This is a genomic window from Nostoc sp. (assembly GCF_036919675.1).
Lineage (GTDB): Bacteria > Cyanobacteriota > Cyanobacteriia > Cyanobacteriales > Nostocaceae > Nostoc.
In genome coordinates this window covers 1-10,881 of sequence record NZ_JBALCP010000053.1, presented here as the reverse complement: position 1 = coordinate 10,881, position 10,881 = coordinate 1, and the positions used below count along the sequence as shown (strand labels likewise).

Sequence of the window (10,881 nt, the reverse complement as noted above, 5' to 3'; positions counted from 1 at the left end):
GATCAGTGAGAATTCTTTGAGTTGCATTCAATCTCAGTACACTTGGGTGATAACCCTCAGTTTATCTGCTTTTTGGCTTAACCGAACCGTATTGCGTATTAGCCCTAACGTGTAATGTCATAGCTTACATTCCGCCCTTTAACTGTTAGAAGAACAGTTGACAAAATGCTATCCGGTAAATTCTTGTCTTGGCGAATAATTGCTTACTTGACAATTAATGCTACTTTCTGAGTAGAGGCGTAATTTGGCAACACTTGATTCAATTTTGCTTCATTCAGATGTAGATGATCTGATAACACAGCAGAGATAACATCCCGAAAATCAGTAGTAATAGCCAAGTCCCGACCTTGATAAAGTTGGGCTGTAGATAGACCAGGCCACTCACCGTAAACTTTACCACCGCGAATATTACCGCCCAAAACCCACATCACATTCCCATGACCGTGGTCAGTACCACCATTATCATTTTGCTTGACTGTACGGCCAAACTCGGACATTACGACAATTGTCGTATTCTGGTAAACGCTCCCCAAACCTTTGACCAAAGCGGTCAAACCGGAACCCAATTTTTTTAAGTTCCGAGCTAACTGTCCTTGAGTGCTACCTTGATTGACATGAGTATCCCAACCTCCTAAAGCCATAAACCCTAACTCAATTCTGGGGTCTTTGAGCATTAGTTGCGCCAATCGTTGGGCATCACTGGCGAAGCCATCAGGTGAAGGCGCACCATTATTCGCCAAATTCATTTCACTATCTAGGTCATTCATGATCGCCTGACGCGCCATCCGTCCTTGGTGATAGGTCTGACTTAAGGCATCATTACCGCCATAAAGTTGGTCAAATGCTGCTGCTAATTGAGGACGATCTATTGGCAAAGGTCTGTTAGCATTTCTCCCTGATGCGATGTTAGCTACAGGCATCCGTCCAGAAAAAATCCAAGGTGTTGTTTCTCCCACACTTACTGCTTGGATGGGTGTTTTTTGAGAAATTACCCTTAGTAAACGATTCATCCAACCATCCTGAGTATGTTTGTCACCAGGGGTAGCGCTTTCCATGTATTCTTGAGCATCAAAGTGAGAACGAGTTGGATCGCTAGAACCACAAGCGTGAACAAATGCCAAATTGTTCTGCTGCCATTCGGGTATCAAAGAAGCTAATGCTGGATGCAACCCAAAGCGTCCATCTAAATCTATTGCTCCCCCTTCCTTCCCTGGTTGGGGAATAGAAATTTGCGGTCGGGCTTGATAGTAAGCTGTTTCTGAGTAAGGAACCACGACGTTTAAACCGTCTACTGCCCCCCGGAGGAAAATTACAATCAAGCGCTTCTGGTCACTGTTTGGGGTAGCGGATCTAGCTATCCAAGCATTGCTGCTTAGGGCTGTAATTGCGGAAGCTGAAAAAATTCCACCTTGGATTAGGAAGTTACGTCTTTTCATAATTAAAATTACTGAGTTATCGCTGTTTTAAATTCGGTAGAATACAAGTCCTTTGTAAAAACATAGAAATATCTACTCTGAGCTATATCTGGGCTAAAACTGCTATGTCAGCAACCCAGGTCTTTAGAGACTGCTGTTCTCAGGCGTAACCTTTGAAGCCTTAATGATTTGAGTTTGATAACTTCACAATTGTGTAACTAAGGAACGTGGATTAAATAAAATGCAAAACTTCATCCTGTTTCTAGCTTCCCTCTCCTTTATAAGGAGAGGGATTGAGGGTGAGGTAAGCCAGGGACATAAATTGTATGTTATTTAATTCTTATTCCTACCGATGCATAAATTCTGGACTGCCCAAAATTAAAGCACTATGGATTTGAGGGGAACTAGAGGCGATCGCCTTTTGCGTTTTCACTGAAAAAGAATTGCCCAATGTATTAGTTAGTTGCCAAGCATCTACAGGAATACTGGGAGACTTTTGTAAAAGTCCTTGCCCTGTGCCGATTTTCTCCTGTCCTGGTGTTCTTTCCCTCTCTTCCATATTTGGGGGGATGCTTGATAAGGGTAAATTTCCATTAGCGATCGCTGATGCAAAGCTGAGGCGACGGTTCATTGCATCAGGATTTAACCAGACATCTGCTGTGTTTTTGTAACCGTCTGGAGTTTGGCAACCGTATAAGGGCATTCCCAACTGTTGCAGCAGATTGGAGATGGGTTTTGTGTTCTCCACTTCCACACCTGTGGCTCTCACCGCAGAGATAGCGTATTGATAGGGTGTTTTAAACTTGGCATTGAAGTTTTTGGCATCCCAGAATTCCCGGCTGTGAAATAAGGTGTTGAGAACCTCCCGAATATTGCCATCAGTGGCAAGATAACGTTGTGTGAGATTGTTTACCAGAGTAGTTGGGGGAAGATCGCTGACAAAATATTGAGCTATCTGATAGCTGATGTGACGTGCAGTGGCCGGACTTCGAGCCAAAATATCCAAAGCTTCCTCCCCTTGGGCTTCACCACCGCTTTTAATTGTGTGTCCCAGGAAAACTTTGTCGCTAAAATCGTGACGCTTTGGGTTGAAGTAAAATCCGAAAGTATTACCTGTCTGCTGACTGGGACGACTGAAACCCCAACCACTTAAAATCCGCGCCAGAGCAATCACATCTTGCTGAGTATAACCTCCATCTACGCCGAGAGTGTGTAGCTCCATCAGTTCGCGGGCATAGTTCTCATTCAAACCTCGAATATTACCTTGGGCATCAGGGCGGCTGTCAGCCCGATTTTGGAAGTTGTCTAGATAATACTGCATGGCTGGATGATGAGCGGTTGCCCCTAACAGGTCACGAAAGCGACCCAAAACGTAAGGTCGAATCGCCTGTTGTTCATAAGCTCCCACCCAAAGGCGATCGCGTCCTTTAGCAGCATCCACATTAAAATGGTTATACCAAAAGTCCACCATCACTTCCTGGAGTTGGCGCTGACTGCTAGTTGCCTCTAATAATCGCGCCTGGACAGCCTCATCTAGAACCTGTTTCGCCCACTTGTTGGCAGCTTTTCTTTCCGACTGGGTGGGTTTTTGTCCTGGGAGATTAGTTCTGCCATATTCTAAAAGTTCCACCGGATTCAAGTGGAGAGTATCTAGCTGCTTTAGTTGGCTGGTGAGACTTTGTGGTTCGGGAATCGAGTCGGGTGAGAGTTGCTCCTGAATGTATCGCTCTACACCCATAGACTCCACTCTTTGTACATCTTCGGGACGAGGGCCAAAGCTGAGGCGATTAATTATATGTAATACTTTTGGGTCAACAGTTGTGGAGGCTGCATGACTGGGGTCAATTCCTCCCAGTAAGATCAACAGCAACAACACGCAATATTTCGGCTTGACATTCATAGAGTTAATTGTGTTGTGCTGCGGGTGGAGGATTTTTCTTATACATCCGTTCGGCAAATTTCTGTCGTTGCTCTGGGTTCAAGATTTCCCGAATAGCAAGGGTATTTTCAAACTGGGTATCAGCAAGCTGCTGCTTTACAAGCTTAATTTGGTTATATTTACCCCGCACTTGCTCTTTAGTAGCTGTCCCTGCTATCAGGTCATGTAATTCCTGTTGTCCTTGACGTATCTCCTGTGATTTTTGGGCTATCTGTTGTTTAGATTGATGACGAATTTCCTTAATCTGTTGTAGTTGCTGGGATGTCAAATTCAAATCTTTGAGCCATCCCCCTGATTGACCACGATTTGGACGAGGTAGACTTGTGGGGGTTTGGGCAATGACTTGGCGTGAAAGTAAAGTTGGCTTGGCCAGAGCAATAGTGCTACCAACAGTAATCATCACCACCGCCAAAATGGAAACACGACGGATTAACATCAAAGCGATCTCCTATTCAGTATCTAAGTCTGTAAAATGCCATACATCACTTTCCAGATGTTCGTTACTGACTGTACCTTGCCAATTGCTTTCAATAAAATTTTGCAATGTGGCAAGTTCAGCCGGACTCGGTTGAGCCGGTATGAAGGCGCGGTAGCCAACTATAGCAGCTACTAATCCAGCAACAAGAGCAGGTAAAACTAACCTCGGTCTTGAATAGTGGCGTAAGGGTGGCTGATGCCAAGTTTTCACCTGTTGTAAAATTTGTTGTTCTAAATCAGGTGAGGCTGGCGGAACTTCTGGGCGATGTTGGCATAGAAAATTAATTAGGTCAGGATCATCATTAGGGAGCTGAGTCATAACTGTACTCCTTGATTTTGGAGAAATTGACGCATAGCAGCACGAGCGTGGAATAGGCGTGACTTGACTGTTCCCAAGGGAATATCTAGGATTTGTGCTACCTCTTTTTGAGGTACTTCTTCCAAATCATGCAAAACCAATATCGTGCGATGGTCAAAACTTAGGTTTGCTAGTCCCCGTTGCACAAGGTCTTGATAATGCAGATTCATTAACTCTGGAGCTTCCTGTTGGGTAGGAGTTTTTTGACTCAGAATCTGTAATTGAGTTCGCCTTTTAACATCTGCCTGTCGTTGGTCATAAGCCAAGTTCCAAGCGATTCGGTACAGCCAAGTGGAGAATTTTGCTTTTTGGCGAAACTTGGGCAATCCTTTCCAGGCTTGCAGAAACACTTCCTGCACTACATCATCGAGTGAGGCTGGAGTGCATAGTTTGTAAAGGATTGACCTCACTCTTTGCTGATGGCGTCGGTAAAGTTGACCGTAACTTTGGGTATCACCCCGCAAGCACTGCTGTACTAGATAACTGTCAGATTCGCTTTCAGATTCGCTAATGAATTGATTTGCTTTATTAACCTTGGCTGGCACAACTAACACTTGAGGCGCTCTCCCCTATCCGTTTCGTTGCTTGTATTTATTAGACCGGATGAATGCGAAAAAGGTTCAAATGGGTTAGAAGTTTGGGCATAGGTAACTGGATGCCTAAGAGGGTGTTTGAAAAGTCAGCTGAGGGGTAAAAAAGCTCTCTAGGTATAAACTGTGAATACGTAGAACACAGAACTGAGAGAGCAACATGAGTAAAGCTTACCCCAGCAATCTGACCCGCGCCCAATATGAATTTCTCAGTGAGATGATTCCAGAACCAAAATCTGGTGGTCGCAAGCGTGAAGTCGAGATGTGGGAAGTTCTCAATGGGATCTTCTATATCCTGGTTGAAGGAGTTCGATGGCGAGCGTTACCAGGTGATTTCCCTGTCTGGCAGACCGGAGGCGGAGCGTCTCCGGCTCCGCGGTATATACCTATTTTCGCAATTGGCGCAAAGACGGCACCTGGGTCAAGGTACACGACCATCTGCACGAGTTCACTCGCATTGAGCAGCAGCGTCATGCCAGTCCCTCGGAAGCAATTATCGATAGCCAAAGTGTGAAAAGTGCGGCGATGGTATATGAAGCAGTGGGTTATGATGCAGGCAAAAAAATTAAAGGGCGCAAGCGGTTTATGACTGTTGATACGTTGGGGTTGGTGCTGCGGGTGCTCGTCACTGCTGCCAATGTGCCAGAACGGAATGGCGGCAAACAAGTACTCAAGCGCGTCAAAAGAATGGCTGACAAGGTTTCTCGCTTGACGACTATTTGGACTGATGGCGGCTTTGATGGTCCAGCCTTCATGATGTGGGTAATGGACGTTTGCCGTTGGATTGTGCAGGTAGTGCTACGACCGAAGGAAACTCAGGGGTTCCTGTTGCTCAAAAAACGTTGGGTGGTGGAGCGTACTTTCGGTTGGATCATGGGGTGTCGCCGATTGGTCAGAGACTATGAACTTCTGCCAGAAACATCGGAGACGTTTATTTACCTTGCCATGATCCGGATCATGGTGAGGCGACTGGCATGAAATTTGACCCCGCAAAACTTTTCAAACACCCTCTAAGTTTTCAGACATCTTGTTAGATTAAAACATCAACAGGTTTCAAACATCATTTAAGCAAGGAGAATAAGATGGCTAACACAAATAATCTCACAGTTGTGAGTGGGCAGGCTCCTGCAATCGTCGATCCCCTGACTGGTAGCACTAATCCAAACACTGCTCAGATATTGAAAGTTACTGGTCAAGGAGAAGTCACCGTTCCCACTACTTTAACTGAGGTGCAATTGGGGATTCAAGTAGACGGAAAAACCGCAACCGAAGTTCAACAAGAAACTGCTCAACGTTCAACAGCAGTAGTTGATGTGCTACAAAAGCTTGGGGCGCAAGAACTTCAAACTACATCTATTCAACTAAATCCCGTCTATAGCTATAAAGATAATACTCAAACCCTAACTGGCTTTACAGGACTCAACACACTTCAGTTTGAGTTACCAACGGCTCGAGCTGGGGCAGCAATTGACACAGCTATCCAAGCAGGGGCGAATCTAATACAGAATATAAGCTTCACTGCCTCAGACAAAGCATCGCAGCAAGCACGTTTGCAGGTTCTTAGTGAAGCGGTTAAAGACGCCCAAGCTCAGGCTGGGGCTGTTTTTAGTACCTTGAAGTTAACCCCCGGAAAGATTATTGACATTAATATTAACTCGCCTGACAATCCTAGCCCATCTCCTTTGGTGTTTAATACAAGAATTAACACTGTTGCAAATATTCCTACAACTCCTATAATTGGTAGCCCTCAGACGATAAAAGGTAGTGTTTCTCTAGATATCGGTTATTCTCCAAATTCAGCAGCTACTCTCGCTTCGGCTACTGATAATCTTACAGGTGCGAGTAAGCCGGCTGTTGCAATCGTCGATCCCCTGACTGGTAACACTAATCCAAACACTGCTCAGATATTGAAAGTTACTGGTCAAGGAGAAGTCACCGTTCCCACTACTTTAACTGAGGTGCAATTGGGGATTCAAGTAGACGGAAAAACCGCAACCGAAGTTCAACAAGAAACTGCTCAACGTTCAACAGCAGTAGTTGATGTGCTACAAAAGCTTGGGGCGCAAGAACTTCAAACTACATCTATTCAACTAAATCCCGTCTATAGCTATAAAGATAATACTCAAACCCTAACTGGCTTTACAGGACTCAACACACTTCAGTTTGAGTTACCAACGGCTCGAGCTGGGGCAGCAATTGACACAGCTATCCAAGCAGGGGCGAATCTAATACAGAATATAAGCTTCACTGCCTCAGACAAAGCATCGCAGCAAGCACGTTTGCAGGTTCTTAGTGAAGCGGTTAAAGACGCCCAAGCTCAGGCTGGGGCTGTTTTTAGTACCTTGAAGTTAACCCCCGGAAAGATTATTGACATTAATATTAACTCGGCTGACAATCCTAGCCCATCTCCTCTGGTGTTTAATGCAACAAATAACGCTTTTGCAACAGGTACTAGAACTCCTTTAATTGGTGGCACTCAGACGATAGAAGGTAGTGTTTCTTTAGATATAGCTTATTCTCCAAATCCAGCAGATACTCTCGATCTAGCTCTTAATGGATTGCAGCGATCTGCTTAATCAGGACTTACGCAACTGTCACAAGCCTGACAATTCAGGTCATCTGGAAAACCTCACTTCTATTTCTCTCTTCTAAGACGAGAGAGACTTTGAATTTCCCCCTTAGAGCGTCGGGAAGGGGGTTAGGTGTTTCGTGGTTTTTCCACATAACGTGAAAAGTCAGGTTATCTAGCCTGCTAAGTATCCTGTTATTTAGTTATATAAATGTTATAAGAGCTTTAAAATTTAATAGGTTGTTAGTGTCGATTGGTGCGATAGCGTAACCGCGTCTCCCTTCCCTGACAGCTTGATTCATAGCAAGGCTAATAATTTTCCCCAGGTGCTTAGGACTGGCAGCTATGCTGCTAACGACGGCGGCGTTGCCGCGTCTCCTATCCAGCAAGCGATCGCTTCCATGCCGTATTTATTTGGTTAGACATTTACAATAACCAGTTTGATATTAATAACAGGTAGGACTTACGCACTGTACAAATTTAGCCATAATATATCTAACGGTATTTGTTCGTTTTGGGTGCTTCGCATAACCCTTATTTATTCGCTTATTTGCAATCGCTAGATGCTAAACATAGCTGATTAAATGGCGTGTAGTACTTATGTCCGATGCGTAAGTTCTAATAAAACTGCCTGCTGGGTGACAAGGGTAACACTTTCATCTCGCTACCGTCTTCAGTAATGACTTTTAATGGAAGCGAATCCCGATCCTCTCGTCTAGATAATTGAATTTTTTGAAAACCTTTTTTTGTAGGCTTAACTACCATAAGATATTGATTACCTACCCACTTAATACTTATTACTCTGTACAGCAAAACCCAGACTTCAGCTATCTCTCCAGTGTTAATTTTATGCCTTGATTCACCACATTGCCATACAGGATTATCGCTGTGTGACCAGAAACCCGTAAGATTAGAATAATCAAAAAACGAACTACCACCAAAAGTTGTAAACGAATAAATATTATACCTGAACCATCTTTCATAACGCTCAGGTTTCTTAGTCACATCATCATATCTTGCTTTCATAGACAGCAGAAACTTCATTTGTTCTGCTTTAGTAGGACGCACCCATATTTCGGATGAACTGCAAATTTTAAATGGTACTTCAATCGCTTTACTGTGATTAATGGACTGTGATGAAGCAGGCTGTGAAAAAGTTATGCTGATAAGAGTCTGAGCGCTTATAAATGCTCCTGCTAACAAAAATGTGCCTACTAATTTCAGAAGTTTCATGATTTTGCTTGTTTATTCTTATAAACAGTATTTGTAAGGGAACCCCCTTCAAAAATAGCGGGGTATATACGTGCCATTCTAGCCACAAGATATCATTCAAGGCATAATGTTAGAAAAAAACTTTTAAACCCTGTTTTGTCTCTTAGTTAATAACATCTCACTAGCTTTTCTCAGACGTTAGTACACTTTTTATGCAAATTGTTAAATTATTTTTTTTACATCCAAGTAGGACATTGTTGCAAGATTTATAAAGATGAAAGTTAGCGGAGTGAAGAATATCGGCGCGATCGCTAATAAGATCAAGCAATTCTGACTGTTCAGAGGTCAAATTCCTGTAGGCTGTGGATCACAGGGTCTACAGTCAGTAGACCGAAAAGTTTTCCAGAAGCCTTACTAGTCCTTCATTTTCCCTTTGGAATACAAGGAGCTAAAATCAGCTTCTAATCTACCTTTCAAGCACCTTTCTTCTGGATGCACGCATATAGCGATCGCTAGCCCCGAAAACGATGGACCAAACCCTTATTCCTTCGTCAACTTTCAAAAGTTTTCGGTCTACTGACAAAGGGAAGGCGGATGACCCCATTAAGTACTTTGCGTATCCATTGAAAATCAAGATTTAGGAGTTGTCAAATACCTACGAAAGCCAGTCTCCAGTCTGGATTTATCCCCAATACCTGCACCCTCTTGACAAACGTGCAATTATCTTAACCTCTCACTGATGGGAAGTGAGGGATGAGCAGATATTGGGGGCGGCTGCGAGCTTGGCTATGTTGTCACCTGTCGCTGCTAATGATCTAAATGGCACTCTTGTTAGAATTTAATTTATACACGTTTGACATAGGAATGACACAATATTCAATTAATCTAGTTAAATTCATCACAATTAAGTCAAAAAATTAACTGGCTTAATTACAAAAGTTCAGTAAAGGGAAAAGACTCATGAACAGGATTATTGCAGCAATAGTGGCAATACCCGTGTTGCTTGCCTCCATGCCTAAACAGGTATCAGCACTCTCAGTAGTTAACCCAGATGTTCAAAAGCCACAAGCCGGAACATTAATTGCGAGGCGGATGGAGCATCGGCGGTGGATAGCCGGACATTGGGTAAGAAGAAATCACCACCGCGTATGGGTTAAGGGTCATTACCAGTATTACTAACCATGAGCCTAAGTGAAATTTAGCCATTTTGTACAGTGACTTTTAAAAAGTCACTGTACTGATGCAAGAGTCAAATGTCGGTTAATGATACTTAAACGACATTCACCAAAAAGCAACTACAGTAAAGCATTCAGCCTCAGATTGACCCGCAAGTGCGATCGCGGTCATTGTCTAACCCTTCACTGAAAATTAGCTGTATCTCTGACTGCGTTAGAACTTTGGCGCGTTCGTGCCGATTGATTTTCATCGTCAAATCGTTGTCAAATCGTTGTCAGACTTTAGACCCTGTAACCCATAGCCTACAACGATTTGACAACGATTAATCAGAATTGCTTGACTGAGATTAGTGATCGCATATTCATTAGTAAGTTTTTACAGATGGTTGTTAGTTAACTTAAATTCCCTGCTTCCTTAACAACTTGCTTCAATTCTTCAAATGTGATGCTACCGTTTTTATCACCGTGCATAGCTAGCAGTTCTTGGGGGCTACTGACACCAGTTTCTACTGAGATGACTGCACTTAAGCCAGGGCTTAAAAAAAGCTCGTTAATGGAGACTTTACCGTCTTGATCGGTATCTAAGGTATTAAAAAGAGATTGTAGTTCTTGTTCGGTAGCCATAATTTTTCTATCTGAATCAATTTTTCAATTTACTATCTCAAAATCTTGACAAAGATGCAAGAACAGTTAAGAAAAACTTAATCACTTATTCCTAATCGCTTTTTAAGTTCGACTTTTACTTGTTCGCTTGTGCTTACTACTACACCAGGTTTTTTTCTCATTTCATTTAAAAAATATTGAAACGCTTCCTCATCTTGCGGCTGACTTTTCACGGTAAGTCCTCAAACCAGGAAACAGCGTGGCTTTTTCCACACCTTAATTATCAATAAATTTAAGTTAATGAGAATAGATTAAGTAAAAATTAGGGTTTGAGAAACCCTCAAAATAACCTTTTCCACATGCCGTGAAAAGTCAGGATTGCAGGTCGGGGGATTTATAATTGCAGGTCGCTACATTTAACCGTAGCTTTATTTCATCACTTTTATAAATCAGGACAAAGAGCTTATGGGACTCGTCCTCAACAACGAGCGAGGAACGTCAGTCTCATCGGTGCAATCGCATTACGGGGTGTCGTCGCAACTG

10 protein-coding genes and 1 pseudogene are annotated in these 10,881 nt (G+C 43.2%); 3 read left to right on the top strand and 8 right to left on the bottom strand.

Features of this window, described 5'->3' with window-relative positions; genetic code table 11:
* Positions 1-203: 203 nt before the first annotated feature.
* The 5 genes from V7K49_RS10150 to V7K49_RS10130 form a co-directional block, all read right to left on the bottom strand.
* Complete coding sequence (locus V7K49_RS10150; protein WP_335205448.1) at positions 204-1,436, bottom strand: DUF1501 domain-containing protein; 1,233 nt, start codon at positions 1,434-1,436, stop codon at positions 204-206.
* 325 nt (positions 1,437-1,761) lie between these two features.
* Positions 1,762-3,315, bottom strand: a complete 1,554-nt coding sequence (locus V7K49_RS10145) for a DUF1800 domain-containing protein (RefSeq protein WP_335205447.1) — start codon at positions 3,313-3,315, stop codon at positions 1,762-1,764.
* A gap of 4 nt (positions 3,316-3,319) precedes the next feature.
* Entirely contained in the window at positions 3,320-3,790 is a 471-nt protein-coding gene (locus V7K49_RS10140; protein ID WP_335205446.1) for a Spy/CpxP family protein refolding chaperone, read from the bottom strand.
* A gap of 12 nt (positions 3,791-3,802) precedes the next feature.
* A complete protein-coding gene (locus V7K49_RS10135; RefSeq protein ID WP_335205445.1) occupies positions 3,803-4,150 on the bottom strand; it encodes a hypothetical protein in 348 nt (115 codons plus the stop codon).
* A complete protein-coding gene (locus V7K49_RS10130; protein ID WP_335070152.1) occupies positions 4,147-4,743 on the bottom strand; it encodes a sigma-70 family RNA polymerase sigma factor in 597 nt (198 codons plus the stop codon). The genes V7K49_RS10135 and V7K49_RS10130 overlap by 4 nt, the downstream gene beginning before the upstream one ends.
* Positions 4,744-4,939: 196 nt before the next feature.
* Between V7K49_RS10130 and V7K49_RS10125 the strand changes: the two are divergent.
* Together V7K49_RS10125 and V7K49_RS10120 are read left to right on the top strand one after the other, a co-directional pair.
* Positions 4,940-5,757 (top strand): annotated as a pseudogene (locus tag V7K49_RS10125) (IS5 family transposase).
* A gap of 104 nt (positions 5,758-5,861) precedes the next feature.
* A complete protein-coding gene (locus V7K49_RS10120; protein ID WP_335205444.1) occupies positions 5,862-7,355 on the top strand; it encodes an SIMPL domain-containing protein in 1,494 nt (497 codons plus the stop codon).
* Positions 7,356-7,966: 611 nt separating this feature from the next.
* Here the strand turns inward: V7K49_RS10120 and V7K49_RS10115 are convergent.
* Positions 7,967-8,581, bottom strand: a complete 615-nt coding sequence (locus V7K49_RS10115) for a hypothetical protein (protein WP_335205443.1) — start codon at positions 8,579-8,581, stop codon at positions 7,967-7,969.
* Positions 8,582-9,520: 939 nt separating this feature from the next.
* Between V7K49_RS10115 and V7K49_RS10110 the strand changes: the two genes are divergently transcribed.
* Entirely contained in the window at positions 9,521-9,739 is a 219-nt protein-coding gene (locus V7K49_RS10110; RefSeq protein WP_335205442.1) for a hypothetical protein, read from the top strand.
* Positions 9,740-10,128: 389 nt separating this feature from the next.
* Here V7K49_RS10110 and V7K49_RS10105 read toward each other — a convergent pair whose 3' ends face one another.
* Together V7K49_RS10105 and V7K49_RS10100 are read right to left on the bottom strand one after the other, a co-directional pair.
* Positions 10,129-10,359 carry an EF-hand domain-containing protein gene (locus V7K49_RS10105; RefSeq protein ID WP_335205441.1) on the bottom strand — a complete coding sequence of 77 codons (231 nt, stop codon included), beginning with the start codon at positions 10,357-10,359 and terminating at the stop codon, positions 10,129-10,131.
* Positions 10,360-10,436: 77 nt separating this feature from the next.
* Positions 10,437-10,571 carry a hypothetical protein gene (locus tag V7K49_RS10100; RefSeq protein WP_335205440.1) on the bottom strand — a complete coding sequence of 45 codons (135 nt, stop codon included), beginning with the start codon at positions 10,569-10,571 and terminating at the stop codon, positions 10,437-10,439.
* Positions 10,572-10,881: the final 310 nt, after the last annotated feature.

Excerpts from the sequence above, each read along its gene's own strand:
- V7K49_RS10105 (WP_335205441.1), bottom strand. The coding sequence starts at position 10,359 with ATGGCTACCGAACAAGAACTACAATCTCTTTTTAATACCTTAGATACC.
- V7K49_RS10110 (WP_335205442.1), top strand. The coding sequence starts at position 9,521 with ATGAACAGGATTATTGCAGCAATAGTGGCAATACCCGTGTTGCTTGCC.
- V7K49_RS10140 (WP_335205446.1), bottom strand. The coding sequence starts at position 3,790 with ATGTTAATCCGTCGTGTTTCCATTTTGGCGGTGGTGATGATTACTGTT.
- V7K49_RS10135 (WP_335205445.1), bottom strand. The coding sequence starts at position 4,150 with ATGACTCAGCTCCCTAATGATGATCCTGACCTAATTAATTTTCTATGC.
- V7K49_RS10145 (WP_335205447.1), bottom strand. The coding sequence starts at position 3,315 with ATGAATGTCAAGCCGAAATATTGCGTGTTGTTGCTGTTGATCTTACTG.
- V7K49_RS10150 (WP_335205448.1), bottom strand. The coding sequence starts at position 1,436 with ATGAAAAGACGTAACTTCCTAATCCAAGGTGGAATTTTTTCAGCTTCC.
- V7K49_RS10115 (WP_335205443.1), bottom strand. The coding sequence starts at position 8,581 with ATGAAACTTCTGAAATTAGTAGGCACATTTTTGTTAGCAGGAGCATTT.
- V7K49_RS10120 (WP_335205444.1), top strand. The coding sequence starts at position 5,862 with ATGGCTAACACAAATAATCTCACAGTTGTGAGTGGGCAGGCTCCTGCA.